This window comes from Photorhabdus machadonis (assembly GCF_052657765.1).
Genome location: NZ_CP199761.1, coordinates 682,583 through 699,072, shown reverse-complemented (window position 1 = coordinate 699,072; position 16,490 = coordinate 682,583). Strand labels below are relative to the sequence as shown.

13 protein-coding genes are annotated in these 16,490 nt (G+C 39.1%); 8 read left to right on the top strand and 5 right to left on the bottom strand.

Translation table 11 applies throughout. The features are described from left to right. Positions 1–9: 9 nt before the first annotated feature. The 5 genes from ACUN2T_RS03310 to lhgO all read left to right on the top strand — a co-directional run bounded on the left by ACUN2T_RS03310 (position 10) and on the right by lhgO (position 7,011). Entirely contained in the window at positions 10–1,056 is a 1,047-nt protein-coding gene (locus ACUN2T_RS03310; protein ID WP_445496238.1) for an NAD-dependent epimerase/dehydratase family protein, read from the top strand. 206 nt (positions 1,057–1,262) lie between these two features. Further along, positions 1,263–3,323, top strand: coding sequence for a glycosyl hydrolase family 65 protein (locus ACUN2T_RS03305; protein WP_445496237.1), 2,061 nt, complete (start codon positions 1,263–1,265; stop codon positions 3,321–3,323). Further along, positions 3,320–4,534 carry an MFS transporter gene (locus ACUN2T_RS03300; protein WP_445496235.1) on the top strand — a complete coding sequence of 405 codons (1,215 nt, stop codon included), beginning with the start codon at positions 3,320–3,322 and terminating at the stop codon, positions 4,532–4,534. Before ACUN2T_RS03305 ends, ACUN2T_RS03300 begins: the two co-directional genes overlap by 4 nt. A gap of 16 nt (positions 4,535–4,550) precedes the next feature. Further along, a complete protein-coding gene (locus tag ACUN2T_RS03295) occupies positions 4,551–5,651 on the top strand; it encodes a DegT/DnrJ/EryC1/StrS family aminotransferase (protein WP_445496234.1) in 1,101 nt (366 codons plus the stop codon). A gap of 169 nt (positions 5,652–5,820) precedes the next feature. Next, positions 5,821–7,011: an L-2-hydroxyglutarate oxidase gene (gene lhgO / locus ACUN2T_RS03290; protein WP_445496233.1), complete on the top strand. Its 1,191-nt coding sequence runs from the start codon at positions 5,821–5,823 to the stop codon at positions 7,009–7,011. 86 nt (positions 7,012–7,097) lie between these two features. Here the strand turns inward: lhgO and ACUN2T_RS03285 are convergent, their stop codons facing one another. Beyond that, positions 7,098–7,556, bottom strand: coding sequence for a hypothetical protein (locus ACUN2T_RS03285; protein WP_445496232.1), 459 nt, complete (start codon positions 7,554–7,556; stop codon positions 7,098–7,100). A 220-nt stretch (positions 7,557–7,776) separates the two neighbouring features. Between ACUN2T_RS03285 and ACUN2T_RS03280 the strand changes: the two genes are divergently transcribed. The 3 genes from ACUN2T_RS03280 to ACUN2T_RS03270 all read left to right on the top strand — a co-directional run bounded on the left by ACUN2T_RS03280 (position 7,777) and on the right by ACUN2T_RS03270 (position 9,924). Continuing rightward, positions 7,777–7,941, top strand: coding sequence for a hypothetical protein (locus ACUN2T_RS03280; RefSeq protein ID WP_445496231.1), 165 nt, complete (start codon positions 7,777–7,779; stop codon positions 7,939–7,941). A gap of 16 nt (positions 7,942–7,957) precedes the next feature. Beyond that, positions 7,958–8,248, top strand: a complete 291-nt coding sequence (locus ACUN2T_RS03275; RefSeq protein ID WP_445496230.1) for a hypothetical protein — start codon at positions 7,958–7,960, stop codon at positions 8,246–8,248. A gap of 1,331 nt (positions 8,249–9,579) precedes the next feature. Further along, positions 9,580–9,924 (top strand): hypothetical protein, encoded by a 345-nt coding sequence (locus ACUN2T_RS03270; protein WP_445496229.1) that lies wholly within the window; start codon positions 9,580–9,582, stop codon positions 9,922–9,924. A gap of 682 nt (positions 9,925–10,606) precedes the next feature. Here the strand turns inward: ACUN2T_RS03270 and ACUN2T_RS03265 are convergent. The 4 genes from ACUN2T_RS03265 to ACUN2T_RS03250 all read right to left on the bottom strand — a co-directional run bounded on the left by ACUN2T_RS03265 (position 10,607) and on the right by ACUN2T_RS03250 (position 16,484). Continuing rightward, on the bottom strand, positions 10,607–11,308 hold the full coding sequence (locus ACUN2T_RS03265) for a helix-turn-helix transcriptional regulator (protein ID WP_445496228.1): 702 nt from the start codon (positions 11,306–11,308) through the stop codon (positions 10,607–10,609). Between the two features lie 1,018 nt (positions 11,309–12,326). Continuing rightward, positions 12,327–13,478: an alpha/beta hydrolase family protein gene (locus ACUN2T_RS03260; protein ID WP_445496227.1), complete on the bottom strand. Its 1,152-nt coding sequence runs from the start codon at positions 13,476–13,478 to the stop codon at positions 12,327–12,329. Between the two features lie 19 nt (positions 13,479–13,497). Further along, positions 13,498–14,940, bottom strand: a complete 1,443-nt coding sequence (locus ACUN2T_RS03255) for an SRPBCC family protein (protein WP_445496226.1) — start codon at positions 14,938–14,940, stop codon at positions 13,498–13,500. Continuing rightward, the gene (locus ACUN2T_RS03250) at positions 14,940–16,484 is read right to left on the bottom strand and encodes an ANL family adenylate-forming protein (RefSeq protein WP_445496225.1); all 1,545 of its coding nucleotides are present in this window, start codon (positions 16,482–16,484) and stop codon (positions 14,940–14,942) included. The genes ACUN2T_RS03255 and ACUN2T_RS03250 overlap by 1 nt, the downstream gene beginning before the upstream one ends. Positions 16,485–16,490 lie beyond the last annotated feature (6 nt).

Genomic DNA, 16,490 nt, shown 5'->3' with positions numbered 1-16,490 from the left:
GGAAATGATATGACTCAATACTCAACTATTCTTGTAACAGGCGGAGCAGGATATATAGGGTCGCGGTTAGTGCCTAAACTATTAGCTGCTGGCTACAAGGTCAAAGTGCTAGATGCCCAGTTCTTCCCCAACGGACTGAGCCTCTTTCTTGATCATCCTCATTTGGAATTCATTAAAGGTGATATTCGTGACCAAACGCTCGTCGAAAATGTATTACAGGGAGTCACAGTAGTAATACACCTTGCTGCGGTTGCAAACGATCCTAGCTTTAACTCCGACCCAGAAGTGAGCCGATCTATAAATATTGGGTGTCTTCCTCATCTCATGACAAGTGCTAAGCGTCAGGGATGCCGACGTTTTATCTATGCCTCATCAGCGAGTGTTTATGGAATCAATGATCAACCTATCGTCGACGAAAACCAACCGTGTGTTCCCATTACTGACTACAACCGATATAAGGCAGAAGGTGAAGCAGTTCTTTTTGACCTGACAGATGCGAACTTTGAAACCATCGCAGTCAGAGCGGCGACAGTTTGTGGTTGGTCGCCTAGGCAGCGTCTGGATCTGACTGTCAATATTCTGACTGCGAGTGCGCTTTCACAAGGTAAAATTACCGTTTTTGGCGGGGGCCAATACCGACCCAATGTTCATATTGGCGATTTAACTCGTCTATATACAACACTTGTTCGAGGTGATTCTCTTGGTTCACTCTGCGGGCGTGCCATTAATGTCGGTTATGAGAACCACACTGTAACCGACATCGCACAACAAGTTAAAGAAGTTGTTGACCGCTATTTTGCTACTGATGTACCTATCACAACGACATCCTCTGATGATGTGAGATCTTACCGACTTGATTCTAGTTTGGTGCAGAAAGAACTTGGGTTTCAGTTTGTTTATACAATCAGGGATGCTGTTTTAGAAATATGTGAGAAGTGGCAATCAGGAAAGTTTATTGACAGCACTGATATCCTCAAAGACTCTCGCTACCATAATATGTTGAATATGAAATGTGCAGATTGGTCTTTCAACTCGTCAAGGAGTTTTTCGTGCTGATCATCTCTTATGGAAAAAAACATGAAATAGTGACTGAAATCAGCCCAGACTCGTCTACATTTATTTCATGTATTACAACGTTGGCTAATAGCCTTATTGGTCTACGTCCACATGTACCAAAATCATCTGAACGGACGCAGAGAGTACAGCTACTTATGGACAGGGTATATGCGTCAGGGATTGGAGTCTCACGTGAGATAGTATCATTGCCTGCACCAAGAATTCTCCGACTCTATGATGTAGAAACCGGTGAACCAGCAAGCTATCAAGACGGGAAAACGGCAAAAATTACCTTATCTATCGACACGGCATCTGTCACTAGCACCGAATATTTACATGTCAGAGGAGAGGCGTTCGAGTTGATAGTGACGCAGTTTATTGATGTTCCCAATAAAACTGAAGTTTCAACCATTATAGAATTGCGTCAGATAAACATCGGCACCACCAGAAAGCCACGTCAATTGCGGCTGGACTACGGCCTTGATGCTTCCGCAGTTAATGAGTATTTAGGCACAGCTCCATGGCTAACCGCCCGTCATTATGGTATTGGTCAGTGCCATTTTAGTGAAGGCGGTTTTAGCGTTATTGTCACAACAGCAGAACGACGTCTATGCTACGACATCCAATTCAGGCAACAGTCATTCTCTTCTGGCTTCGCAACTACATGGGCAGACTCAGGGAAGAGCTGCGCCACATCAGTGACTTTCGATTTTTCTATGAACGAATGTCATCAGCTATTCACACACTGGCAGATACGTTCAGAAGCGGACAGCTTGGGGCTTGGAATATCGTCTTCTCCATTTGATATTACAGCTTGCCAAAGTGAGCACCAAACTCAATGGAGAACACTATGGGAAGAGCATGATGTGACAATCAATGCATCCGATGAATCAATAGAACTCGGCATTAAGTATGCAATTTTTCAGCTTTTACAGCACGGTATTGATTCATATAACCATATGCTGGGTTCTATTTCTCCGGCACGCGGCCTGACTAGCCCCTATCATTCAGGGGCAACTTTCTTTGATACAGAACTTCACAAATGCATATTTTGGATCTGGAATGATCCGCAAGTCGCAAAAACACTCATTGATTACCGATATCACTGTATGGAAGCAGCGATTGAATTCGCAAAATCCACGGGATTTTCCGGTGCTCGTTTTCCTGAGGCTTCGAATGATCGTGGAACAGAGAATGGGCCTCATTATGTGCTGTCTTATCCTGATGCTGGCATGGTACGAGAATGGAGTGTCGATGAAGTACTACACATTTCTGCTGATGTCTGTTATGCCTTATACAGATATTGGTCGGCAACCAATGATGATACTTATATGAACATGCGCGGTTATAAGATCATCGCTGAATGTGCAAGATTTGCAGCATCTGTTTTCACGTGGTCTGATAAAAAACAGGCGTATGTCATCAACTCGGTGATGGGACCGGATGAATATCATTATCATGTCGATAATAGCTTCTTTACGAATTATCTTCTCAGATGGTGCATCAAATTTGCTCTTTCACTGATTGATTGTAAATTTTTCCCCGAAATTTCCGTAACCGAGATGAAAAATTGGAAAGCAATTAGCAACAACGTATATCTTCCCTGGATGATGATTGATGGTGTTTCTATTCCTGAAGAATTCGATGGATATGCAACTCTTGAGGAAACTGGGCTGAGGAATGAAAAGAAGCGAGGGCCACAGTTTATGGATGAAAATGAACGGTTTTCTGCCGCAAAATTGGAGAATTTCACTTCCGGAGCCATAAAGCAGGCTGATGTCGTTCTGCTCATGTCTATGTTTCCTGATGATTTCTCAGATGAAGTGAAGCAAGTTGCATTCAAATTCTACGAACCTCGTACTGTTCATGAATCATCATTGAGTTACGGCCCTCATGCAATGCTTGCAGCAGACATCAGTGAGGCAGACAATTGTGCCGATTTTATATCACGTGCAAGTCGCTATAATCTAGATTTCACTCCTATCTCAAATTACAACAATGGATTGCATTTGTCAGCTTATGCCGGAGCATGGCAAGGGCTTGTTGAAGGCTTGGCCGGACTTCGCGTTGACGGTGAAAGACTTTATTTTCGTCCCCAATTACCATCCCATTGGAACTCCTATCGATTCACAGTCTATTTTCGAGGAAAACGACTGCTGATCACGATACTTGCAGATGGCATAGTCGACATTTATAGCGGTGAGAAGAAACTGGCGGCTGAATACTGCTCAGACGGGCGCATATCTATTTGCGGAGAAACAGAATGACCCCATTCTCTGAACGCGCATTACCTTATTCCGAGGTATTACGCTCCTCATCCTTTCGAAAGTTACTGATTGGTCAAGGGTTGTCAATGATTGGCGACGCCGTCTGTCTGGCGGCTCTGCCCGTTGCCCTGATCCATGCCAAACTTAGTGCAGATGTTTTCGGAATTATAATGGCTGCGGTAGGGGTAGGTACGGTGATTGGTGCTCTTGCCGGCGGAGTTCTGGCAGACAGAAAGTCACCGAAACATGTGCTTATCGCGACAGACACCGCCAGGGGATTGGCGCAAGTTGCTGCAACTGTATTAATCATGTCAAGTGCTCCGTGGTGGGGGTTAGTCCTTACCTACCTCATCTTTGGCATTGGTATTGGAGTCTCTCGTCCATGCGCCCAAGTTTTGCTAGTGAATCTGCTCCCCAAGCAGGCGTTAGTCGCCGGAAATGGTGCGATGAATTTTATCGACAACTTTGTGGCCGTAGTTTTTCCTGCCACAGTCGGTGTTGTGATCATATTGTGGGATCCTGTATGGGGAATACTCATGGATGGGATAACGTTTTTCGCCGCAGCCTTTTTCACTGCGCTGATACCCGATATCGGGGTGCGTGGTTCAGACGATAAATTCTCCTTACGGGAGGTATTAAATGGTATCACGATTATTACTGGCAACTCTGTTTTGTCACTTGGGTTTACTGCGACGTTGATCCTGAATGTCCTGTGTTTTCCCATCTTTTTGGTTGTCGCACCATATGCAATCAGTGATCGTTTCAGCGATACAATGTGGGGATTTTGTCTGGCTGCATCGGGAGCTGGCGCTTGTATCGGCTCAGTCATTACGGTACTGACTTCCGGCCATCAGCGTCTAATATTACTTGCCGTGATCTGCGGCCTATTTCTCTGTAGCGCAATGCTCTTGTTGGGAATGGGCAGTTTTGCTTGGATGGTCATTCTGGGGGCAACGTTTATCGGGATTGTTGAGGCGTCGTGGCTGACGGGTTGGGCAACTGCGATGCAAACACTTTCCCCGGAAAAAGATCTTGGAAAAGTTGTTGCCGTCGATACCTTTGTGACCAGTGGTGCACATCCATTCATCTATCTTGGCGCAGGAATATTTGGTGCGATGGTCGGATATTCTGAAACATTGACAATAACCGCGATTGTCAGTGCCGTGGGAATTGCTGTCATCGTACTTGTAGCTATCACTCGAAGAACCTAAAAAAGGCAACGACATTATGATCAAATGCAACAATATCCAAGAGCAGGCGCTAGACCTATCCGAATTTATCTTCAAGCAGTGGCGAGATGTTCTGGCGGCTGGTGATTTTGTGCTAGGTGAAGAAGTCTCAAGATTCGAAGAATGGATGTCACAGTATTGCGGAGGAGCATATGCTGTATCACTTAACTCCGGTACTGATGCTTTACTGCTCGCATTGCAAGCTCTAGGAATAGGGCCGGGCGATGAGGTCATAACTTGTGCGAATACATTTGTAGCAACCGTCGGGACAATAGTTGCTGCCGGTGCTACACCTATCCTTGCTGACGTAGGAGATGATGAACTCATCAACGTTGATACCATTGCTCCGCTGCTAACCGATCGAACCAAGGCTGTTATACCTGTTTATTTACGTGGACGGCCTGTAGCTATTGACCCGATTGTCTCGTTGTGTCGTGCTAAGGGAGTCTTTGTTATCGAAGATTGTGCTCAGGCTATTGGAACGACCATAAATGGTCAGCAAGTCGGTACATCGGCTGATGCGGCGGCCTTCTCACTACACCCATTGAAAACTCTCGGCTGCTTCGGAGATGGTGGTATTCTTATCACAACTAACCCGAATATCTCCGAATATGCAAAACTTGCACGTAATCATGGATTGCAGACTCGCAACGAATCTGTTTTGTTCGGCATCAACTCACGCCTTGATACCTTGCAGGCAGCCGCATTAAATATTAAGACTCAATATCTGGATCAGTGGCTTCAACGTCGTCAGGAAATAGCGACCTTTTATAATCAAGAGTTATCCAACGCCACGACTGGAACGGATCTCGGGGGAGGAAGGGCGGGTAACTCCTACTATCACTATGTTGTGAAATCAGAAAACAGGGATAAATTACAACAACATCTCGGCAGGAACGATATTGAAGCAACAATCCACTATCCGAAGCCTATTCATCAGCAACATGCATGGCTGAGTAGTCAGCCTCACATAGTTCTTCCCAATACAGAACGTTTATCGCAAGAAATACTGACTATTCCTTGTCACCATCATCTTTCGGACAGTGATGTTGAGAGAATTGTTATAACGATAAAACAGTTTGATTCACTTAAAATTTGATAGAAGAAAATGGAGCTCATCGTATAGGGAACGCAATAGGGCAAAGCAACCCACAATGAGATTAAAGAATTCAGGTATTAGTTGTTATTTAATGATTATCTTGAGCTTGAAAAAACAAATTAGCTGGAAAAGTTATTTTTCCAGCTCATGATGAGGAAAAAGCTAAAAAATGTATGACGTTATCATCATTGGAGCGGGATTGGTGGGGCTGGGTATTGCCAACGCTTTGCAGGAACATAATCCTCTATTGCGCCTGTTAGTGCTGGACAAAGAAAATGGTGTGGCTGCCCATCAAAGCGGCCATAACAGTAATGTTGTCCACTCTGGTATTTACTATACTCCCGGCAGTTTGAAAACACGTCTGGCAAAACAAGGCAACCGAACTACCTATCAATTTTGTCAGGAACATGGGTTGTATTATGACCGCTGTGGCAAAGTAGTTGTGGCAACTCAACAGAAAGAGCTTCCCTTGTTAGAGAATATCTATCAGCGGGGATTACAGAACGGGCTTGAAATTAGTCGATTGTCACAAGCAGAATTGAAAGAACGTGAGCCTTATGTTAATGGACTTGAGGCAATTTTAGTGCCAGATGCAGGGATAGTGAATTATCCAGAGATTGCAGAAAAATTGGCAGAAATCATTCAAAGCAGAGGCGGTAATATTTATTATCAGCAACATGTGCATGCTATTCATGAACATGCTGAGTATGTTGAAGTACAAACCCTGCAAACGAGTTATCAAACTAAACAGCTTGTGAACTGTGCGGGATTGCATAGCGATAGAATTGCCAAGTTGGCAGGTTATGAGACTGGAATGAGAATTGTTCCATTCCGCGGTGAGTATTATGTTCTGAACAGCAATAAAAATTATTTGGTCAATCATCTGATATACCCCGTCCCTAATCCTGATTTTCCATTCCTTGGTGTTCATTTCACTCGGATGTACAATGGCAAACGGGATGTTGGTCCCAATGCGGTATTGGCTTTTAAGCGCGAGGGGTATCGCAAGACAGATTTTTCCTTGCGTGATCTGGCGGAAACCCTCACTTATAAAGGATTTTGGAAGATTGCTACACGCTATTTTAGCGAAGGTATGGCAGAAATACGGCGTTCATTTTCGCACAAGCTTTTTACCGACGATGCTCGTCGGCTTATCCCTGATTTACAACCAGAAGATATTACTCTAGGAGCAGCCGGAGTTCGCGCTCAAGCGCTGACAGCTGATGGCAAACTAGTAGATGATTTTCACTTTTTGGTCGGTCGTCGTTCATTGCATATTTGCAACGCACCATCACCAGCAGCAACAGCATCAATGGCAATTGGGCGGGAGATTGTCCGAAGGTATTTTTCAGTGCCTTGAAAAGATAGCCACGAGGAATTGCTGATATTTTGTATTCATAATTTACTTAGCCTACATGGGTAACAAATATTAAGCAAATAGTTGAGCTATCTGACACAATCGCTAACATCTTTGATTGTAATTATCAATGATCCACCGCCTGCAAGAATTATCTTCGGGTGGCGAAAACAAAACTTACGTAAACTGAAAGAGAGAGCATCGTAATGCGGTACATCTGCGCACTTTTGGCAGCAGATATCGTCGGAAAAATAACCCGCCGTCTGGCGATAAAAGTTTTCCAGTCTCTTTTGTGATACCGGCTTACCCACGCAATATGGGCAGAACACACTCTGTCTTACTTTAATCGATACCGTTTTAATCTGTATGGCACTAACCCCACGTTTTGAATCCATCATGATAAACGTCCTTGCTGCTTGGCGCCACTTACGTAACAGCGCCGCGATTACCAAGTGACGCCACCAAGGCGGCCAACGTCCAGCGAATGTCCGACCTGGCTTAACAACCGATTTGAACCCCGCATTACTCAATGACACCCATCTGAACATCCTGTTTACCGACAATCGCTCCGCGACTATCGGGTTTATCTCTCAACACACTCGCCTGACAGCAGGCGTATTCATTGAAAAAAGGAGAAATCACACTACGTCAAGATAATGAGGCGTTCATCCTGAAACTCGTCAGGCCCCTGAACGAGGAGCCAAAAACACCTTCCCGATATTGGGCGGGGGCTTTCTTTATCTGACGTTAATTCAAGGAAAACACATCATGAACCCGATTTTTTTACCGATACCGAATAAAACTTGCGCTGCATTACGTGAAGACGTTTTTACCGCGCAGGTCACCGACCTGATTAATGATATATATCAACGAGAAAGTACACTGACAGTCTGCAAGGCACCCACTATCACAGAAGCCGTGCAGAAGCTGTAAGCCAACCATCTGGCAGATGGCTGGCCTGTGCGAGAGCGGTGTTACGCCAGCTTTTAATTGCGAGTATAGCCTGTGTACTGGCATAGCGCTTACAACGAGAGGAGCGGATGAAGAGAACGTCAGGGCAAGGCGATTATTGTATCGCTTATCGGGACGTCAACAGAAACGGGGGCGACGAGAAAGCACGCCGTCCATTCTGGCGGACTTATCACTGCTGCTAAACACGTTACAGTTGTTGTCGGAATATTCGGCAGAGGAACTGACCCAGCTAGCCGCAAGTGTGTTGGGTCAGTTCGACGATGTGTAGATACCTATAACCTGAATGGAAGGGGCTTCCCGCGAAAAGCATGGTGATTCTCGTTGGAATATCTGCCTGACCCGATCACCTGAAACATCCGCTAGTCTGTCGTCATTAATTGACACCAGACTGAATAACAATAAACCAGCATCTTGATCAGTTCCCCTTCAACAAAATCTGCCCTGTAGCATCGGTGATAATAACGATTTTCGTGAATTAATGGAGAGAGCCAAAAAAGTTGCTGATACTCGCATTAATTAACCAGTGCCTGCTACTGTTATTGAGTTGCAGCAACAAGCCCTCAAGCAACTCGCCTTTGAATGAGGTCATTCCCATTTACCTCCTGAACCCCTGTTACCACAGGTCTTTCAGATACCCCAATGGGGTGACTATCCTCATTTAATAAATATCGGATACTATATGATATAACTGATACATACATTTGATGTGATTATATTCTGAGATATTTTAGATTATGAACATATAAAACATAGTCCACTAAAGAAATAAACTAAAACATACCAGTTCCAAGCCAAAGTATTTATGGTTCCCTCCCTAGAAGTAAGAAGATATTTGGTCAGAAACTTATACATCTTCAACAACTCAAATATTACTCTATATTGCAACCACTTTTTATTAAAATCAGCACTCACGATAAAAAACACATGAAGATTAATCCGGATAAAACGCCGATGATAATATCGATGTCAAACTCCGGATACACTCATTCGAAAATATATCCAGTTCCGTGTCGTTAGCAGCAAATGAAACTGCATCCATCCAGACTTTTACAAACCAATTTTCATCAGAAATAGTTTTTCCAGGCCAAGAATCTCTTTTATAGTTCGTTGCCAACTTGAACTTCGACGTTCAGGTTGGAATTACCGATTCAAAAAGTGAACGAGAAAAACCACCACCCGATTCACCCACTCACGTTTTTCAGGTTCTCACCAGCAATTTCAGCTCGCCCCAAAATTACTGACTCGATTTTCTGTGGTATTCAGGTAAAACATAATGACGATATACTTTACATTCCGTATTTTTACGCTACTATAAAAATATCTGATATATCATTTTCTATCCGCGTTCATAAATATAATTAAATTATAAACAATAGATTACCTAGAACATTCATAACATGTCGTGGCGAATATATTCTTTAAGAGAAACCTATCCAAGTTAAAATAATGAAGTGTAAAAATAGACTTACTTTGTATCTATTTCCACTGTAACTATCGTCATGGCTATTGAATTTATAGCAGTAAAAATAGAAATTACAGAGAAACTATGGTTATTTCTATAATTATTAGCAGCTTTATCCATTCGTTCAGGAGCATAAGATGAAAAAAATTGAGAAAAAAGAAAAAGGTAAAATGCTTGGCGTTAATAGCCATTCCTTTTTCGTTGTTAATCTAACCAATAAAATTTTAACCGGTGATGTGGTTTGGAATAACTCTGGAAATACGAGTGTACTCAATATCGATGGGTTATATCCAGCAACAGCCTCACTTCTTCAAGAGTTCTATCCTGAAAGCGGGAAAACTGATTATTGGCAGTGGACTAAAAGAGGAAGAAAATATCAATTAGATTGTTATGACAATGATATATATGTTGCCGTTGTCATTAGTGATTATGGAATCGGTGTATTACCTTCTGGAACCAGCCCAGACACATGGAAATGGTAGTTTTTATTCCATTGAATTATTTATATAAGTAAAAATAATCATGTGGAGAATACGAGTTTTAGTCTCTGCCTTAAGATATAATATGAAGCCGGTTCAACAAAAATCATGATTTTTGTTGAACCGGCTTAAAATATGATAATTATGGACTCAAATATATAACCCACCTACATTAATACCTTATATTTTTTTAATAAATTCGACACTCAATCATAATAAAACACTGGATTTTAGTCTGCTATAATATTTAATACTTTCTACGTGTCATTTTAACAATATCCAGAATTCAATTTTTGTTTGATTGATAAAATAACAAACAATATGGTCTGTCATTACAATATATAAAAGCTATTACCCATAATTTCAAGGTAATGCTCTTTTATCAATTGCCCCAGATTACCAAATCGTGACTTATTCTGACATTCACAATCGGCGCTCCAGGGCTTGCTTTTCCAAAGAATCGCTCTCGCTTCTGGACTTAAAAAAACAAAATCAACTTTCGGTAAATCTGAGGAAACAACTAAACTTTTTAATCTTACAGCTTAAATGAAAGCAGAAAGTTCAGATAATCATCAAAACCCACTAAAGACACAAATATATATTTGCAACTAGATATTCAATAAAAAGAACTCTCACTCTTGCATTAGATAAACATCCATATAAATTGTTTAATAATAATCATTTATCAAGATAAAAAATTCTCAGACAATCCTTCCTTCTCGCCCCATTTTTTTAACAATAATATTCGATCTTGTATATATTTTTCCGGTAACACTTCTAATTTCTCTATCTTTTCTACTTGTAACTTGAGAAATTCATGACTAAATTCACACCAAGAAACTAAAAAAAATTCGTTATTGAAAAAAATTGACAATGGACAAGCAGTTTTCACTATACGTTCATTATTTAAATCAAAGAAAGTTATCACTATCTTTTCTTTACGATATATCGCTTTCCTAATATCAGATAATATCGAATTATTATCAGTAACTTTACTATAACCTTCTGTTTTTACAAACATTGGCGAACAGTATAGTTGAGCGCGTTGTTCTTCGGGAAGTACTGCCGCGATCTTGGATATGAAACTATGAGCAGACTTAGCCAAAACAACATCATTTTGTTCAATAACCCATTTATTACCTAAAACTAAGGCATCAATTTCATCCATTGTAAACATTAAAGGAGGTAACATAAAACCCGGTCTTAATGTATAACCTAAACCTGGTTCACCTTCTATATTTGCTCCCTGACTATTTAGCAAAGCAATATCTCGATAAAGAGTCCGCAAACTTACATTTAAATCGCCAGCCAGTAACTTACCACTGACAGGATATCTTCTTTGTCTTAAGTATTGCAGTAATGCTATGAGTCTTTCGGTTCTTGACATTTCCGTACTCCTTATTTTAATAAAAAATCAAATAGGAAAATCTCTATTAAATAAATAATATTGAGTTACTAACCAACTATCCAATAGAACCATTCACTCTTAGTCATTGATTAATTGAACAATGTCGAGACTTCACCATAAAACTATCAACTGGAAATCTTATATTTAATATAGCTCTAAATTATCTGAGTTAACTAAAATAATATTTTCGCCTTTCATAATTACTCTACCCTATCAAGAGTAAATGCTCGATACATTACATTGAAGCCACGGTAGAGGTAAGTGTGGAATCATAGAGTAAACATTTAAAATATATATAGCGATAATCAATACAAAAAATAATATTAGTCTTCAATAAGTAAACTTACTATGTATTGACACTATAAGAAAACTTAAATGTTAAAGTCAAGTTTCATGCTACCAGTCAATATTTAAGCAGTAGAAATATGAACTTATTATTCGGAAATTTCGCTTCGTCATGTTTATGAAGATGATTTCATTTTATACCCGTTATCTTTCAAGTTGCCTCTTTGTTGGCTGCACTCACTCACCCCGATCACATCGTTATCTATGCTCCCGGGAATTCGCTCCCTTGCCGCCGCAATACATCTTGAAATCCATAGGGTATGTAACTTATAGTAAAGGAACAATTCAACTAAAAGATATAACTAAAATAAAATTTACCTTCACGACCATTAAAAAAATGTTATTTAGGTAAGGTAATTAATATTTAATTTAAATTTTTATTTGGTATAAAATACCTAACGTTAAAGGATAACATTCTATAAAATATACTATTTTCCATCCTTTATAATAAACAGCGAACCAAGACAGTACTTAGGCAAAAGCGTTAACTTTTGAATACACGTTAATGCAGCAGCCAAAGGGCAAAAAACGAGTCATCCTCACGTATTATATGTACGATATAGATCCTGTGCGCTGTCCTTGTTCACTATTCATTTATAAGAACGCTTACAATAATTACACCAACTAAAATAGGTGCTAAGTGTAAAATAAGTTAATTTTTCTTAGCGCTATTTAGTTTGAATTGTTCATTAACCCAATCCAAAACTTGTATCATATATTCGTTTATTTTATTTAAACAAACATGAGCTTCTGATTCATAACATAATAATTTATGATCATCACCCCATAAGTGATCTAACTCTCTAACTTTATCAATAGAAAATATATCATCCAATGCGCCATGGACAGTAAAAACCTTTGTTTTGCAAGTTAAAGATACATCTAATTTTATTTCATCAAAAAGAGACTGCATATGATTATCTTGCATAAAGGCAAACTGAAAATCTGCTTTAAGTCTTCTGGGTAATTTGTCAAAATCGGCTATTTCAGGCCCACCCGATAAATTAACGATACAGCAAAATTTGTCGCCAATTTTTTGTGCAAGACGTAAAGCAAAATAACCTCCGAAACTAATTCCTAAGAAACAGAGAAGGCTACTATTAATTCTAGCATCATCTTCTAATAATTTAATTATAGAGGTAACATATAATTCCATATCAATAGCCAACGGCGATTTCCCAAGGTTTATTCCTTGCCCTGGCCCATCAAATATAGCTACCGCCATACCCTTTTCTAAGAAAAACTCAGCTAAAGATAATATTTCAATTTCAGTCATTGAATCCAATCCATTGGATAAAATAACACAAGGTAAAGGATTATTCTCTTCTTCTTTATATCCTTTAGGAAATATAAGGAAGAACGGCATATGAAATTTATCAACAACAATATACTGATGCTCAACCAGTAAATCACTATACTTTATACCGGATAAAAAACATGAACGAATATACTCTCTGAGCTGGATCTTTCTGCTTTTATCACTGAAATACATAAATTCAGCCCAATGATAACAAGCAGCAGCACTCTTCAGAGCACGAACATAACTGACTTCATTTTTGGCAGAATTAGCGATGCTGATATAATTATCACCCACTTGAGACCAATTAATCATCCACTCCTGCCAGAATTTTTCAGATGATAAGTCTAAGTTTTCCTCCTGAAAATGACTCAATGCCTCAACCACATCCCCCCAATGAACCTGAGGCGCATATTGAGAATTTAAGAAAAAAAGTCTTGGCATAAAATAACCACAAGTAGAAAAAAGTGCTGTCGAAATTCTATTTGGTTTATGCTTATTATTCATTGTATCTTCCTTTAATTTACTAAATACGAGCGTCTAACCACTCTTTACAGGCAAAAACCATTTTCTTACTATTTTCTGAAATAGCATTCTTCACTATTTCTTGTTGTATTAATTTATCTTCTGTACCAAACTTAATTGCACATAAATTATGGTCTAACTCAACACTATGATTAGAAACAACGAACGAACCACTTCCGCTGCTAAATATACGCCATGAACCGCTATGAGATTTTAATACTAATGGAGGCTCTGGTTGAAAATATTCAATCGATAAACTATCTCTATCACAGAATCGTATGCTCCGGAAAGTCTCATTTCCATTTGGCGTTGACACTGCCATATTAAACTCTTGGTGCCTATCATCGTTGTGAATTATTTTCACTGAATCACAATGCGGTAATATCTGACTCCAATCGTTGATATTTAAAAAGATATTGTAAACATCATCAACTTGATGAGGAACAGAATACCCAGCGGTGAAAGTTAATAATTCTGATTTTTTATTACTTTCCACCTTATTTTTTATACTATCCATCTCCATTTGAGTGTTGTCATTAATAAATGAGATAATAAAGAAATTAGCCTGATCATGATTATCAACATCATCAATAATACCAATAATATCATCTAATAAAGACCAATTCCTCTGTATTGTCAGAAGACAACGTTGATCATTAATAGGAATAACTTGCCATCTCCCACTCATTTTCTTTAATAATGGCATAGGTTTAAGCAGGACATAATCAATTCTATAAATAGAATCAGAATAATATCGCTGTGTTTGCCAGCTTACTGTGTTATTATTCTGTCTTGCTTTAATTTCAACAAGCTCTGAATCATCTATTCTATTTAATACCTCAGCACCTTCACAAAATGAGAAAATATCAGGCCAATAAGAGACATCTTTAACCAAAGTATATACATCCTTTGCCGGTGCCTCACATATTATTGAATGAGTCAAATTTCCGTTTAATTCCCCCCTCGATCCTTCATTTGCTTCTACAATATTCTTTATATTATTGAGCTCCTTAACTGAATTAAGATCAATTCCTTTACTAATAAATTCATGGGCCTGCTGCGTTGTTTCAACACCATCAACTAATCCTGTTATTTCTGGCTCAATATCATAATCATGCTCTAACATAAGCATACATTGTTGAAAATTGATCTTAATAACCCGCCATGATGTTTCCATCCCGTTGACTAATGTCATTGGCTTGGTCAGTTTTGATTTTATACTGAATGTTTCTGCATGAAATTTACGCTCCGATACCCACTGCATGATGATACCGTTAACTAACGCTTTAATTTCTATTTTTTCACTGTCTTTATCTCTAAAGATAGCCTTTACTTCCTGACAAGGCTCAAATATTTCTGGCCACTTGTCAGAATTGACAATAACTTGATATACCTTTTCTGCCTGAGTATTACAGATAATGGAGTGTGATTCTGAATAATTCATTATTGACACCTTAATTTAAATAATTTTTTAGGATCGATTGATTTAATTAACGCTGATTTTAGTATCTTATCGTTATGGCTTTTCGGAAATGACTCACCCGTAACATAGAACCAATCAGGCCATTTTTCCTGACTTAATTTAGCGCTCAGAAATGATGAAAGAATATTTTCAATTTCAGGTAATGATTTCTTCGAAATATCTCCACTCATGCAGGCAACAGGTTGGTTAATAGCAATACCATTTTCATGGAAAGAAAAACCAACAACAGTAGCAACATTCACATTGGGTACTCTTGATAAAATAGATTCAACTTCTTCAGGGTAAATCCTATGTCCGTTAGCACTCATAAATGTATTTTGCTTACGTCCCTTTAAAATTAAATAATCATCGTCATCGATATAACCCAAATCACCGGTAGCAAACCACTTTTCAGGCGGAGTGACTTTCCCAGAAATCACATCATAATACCCTTCCATCATACTTTTACCTCTTAGTATAATTTCTCCAATATTATCAGATGAGCCCATAATAGGCTTAATAGCAACTTCCAATGTATTATCAATCTTCCCAACACAATAAACTGAGTTGAGATACCTTTTATCACGATGATCTTGCTCATCCACCCAGCAGAACGGACCATAAGTTTCACTTAATCCGTATCCCTGCATCCATTCACAGCCTATTAATTTACGCCCTTTCTCAAGTACACTGGGCGGCATAGCCGCAGCCCCATAAGCAACAACGTGTAAGCAAGTTAGATCGATATCATCTTCTTCTGCCGATTTAACAAATAATTTCATCGATTCTGGGCGTAACATAATATGCGTAATTTTATCGCGGGAAATATAGCCAGGCCATTTTTCTATATTCCTGTCTTCTGGTATAAAAAGTATTGACTGATGTAATAATGCACCGAAAGAGAAAATCACACCGGTAGTATTATTCAATAAGCCTGACATGAATATTCTAGCATCCTGAGTAAACTTTAATTTTTCTGTTACTGTGCAAATTCGCTGACATATTAAGGATTCTGAAATACTAATTGCTTTCGGTTTCCCTGTACTTCCACTTGTGAAAAGTACAATAAAGTTAGTAATAGATTGTGGTGAATACGTGATAACAGGAGTTTCTTCTATGCCATGAATGCTGATCTCATGATCTGAAAAATCAATAACATTGATGCCGTTTTCTTTTAATTTTTCGACAATATATTTATCTTTTTTAAGATAAACAACAAAATCGTATTGAACCTCATTGGTAAAATTGATCCATTCATCGATTGTCGCTGATGATAAATTATAGGGCATTAACAAATGCAATCCCATAGCACTGGCCGCAGCCAAGAAGAAAATACCTAATTCATCATGTTCAAATATAACAATAACTTTATTATCTTTATGAATTCCTCTATTGCATAAATTATCAATTATGTGGGAAACAGAAAATATTACCTCCTTTCTTGTATAATGAGAATCCTTAGTGATAATACAATCGTCATTTAAATTATCACGCACTGAATGTAACAACATAGAAATTAGTTTCATTTCTGC

Bases quoted from the DNA above. Each gene is read 5' to 3' on its own strand.
- ACUN2T_RS03310 (WP_445496238.1), top strand. From the start codon at position 10: ATGACTCAATACTCAACTATTCTTGTAACAGGCGGAGCAGGATATATA.
- ACUN2T_RS03300 (WP_445496235.1), top strand. From the start codon at position 3,320: ATGACCCCATTCTCTGAACGCGCATTACCTTATTCCGAGGTATTACGC.
- ACUN2T_RS03295 (WP_445496234.1), top strand. From the start codon at position 4,551: ATGATCAAATGCAACAATATCCAAGAGCAGGCGCTAGACCTATCCGAA.
- lhgO (WP_445496233.1), top strand. From the start codon at position 5,821: ATGTATGACGTTATCATCATTGGAGCGGGATTGGTGGGGCTGGGTATT.
- ACUN2T_RS03285 (WP_445496232.1), bottom strand. From the start codon at position 7,556: ATGTTCAGATGGGTGTCATTGAGTAATGCGGGGTTCAAATCGGTTGTT.
- ACUN2T_RS03280 (WP_445496231.1), top strand. From the start codon at position 7,777: ATGAACCCGATTTTTTTACCGATACCGAATAAAACTTGCGCTGCATTA.
- ACUN2T_RS03275 (WP_445496230.1), top strand. From the start codon at position 7,958: ATGGCTGGCCTGTGCGAGAGCGGTGTTACGCCAGCTTTTAATTGCGAG.
- ACUN2T_RS03270 (WP_445496229.1), top strand. From the start codon at position 9,580: ATGAAAAAAATTGAGAAAAAAGAAAAAGGTAAAATGCTTGGCGTTAAT.
- ACUN2T_RS03265 (WP_445496228.1), bottom strand. From the start codon at position 11,308: ATGTCAAGAACCGAAAGACTCATAGCATTACTGCAATACTTAAGACAA.
- ACUN2T_RS03260 (WP_445496227.1), bottom strand. From the start codon at position 13,478: ATGAATAATAAGCATAAACCAAATAGAATTTCGACAGCACTTTTTTCT.
- ACUN2T_RS03255 (WP_445496226.1), bottom strand. From the start codon at position 14,940: ATGAATTATTCAGAATCACACTCCATTATCTGTAATACTCAGGCAGAA.
- ACUN2T_RS03250 (WP_445496225.1), bottom strand. From the start codon at position 16,484: ATGAAACTAATTTCTATGTTGTTACATTCAGTGCGTGATAATTTAAAT.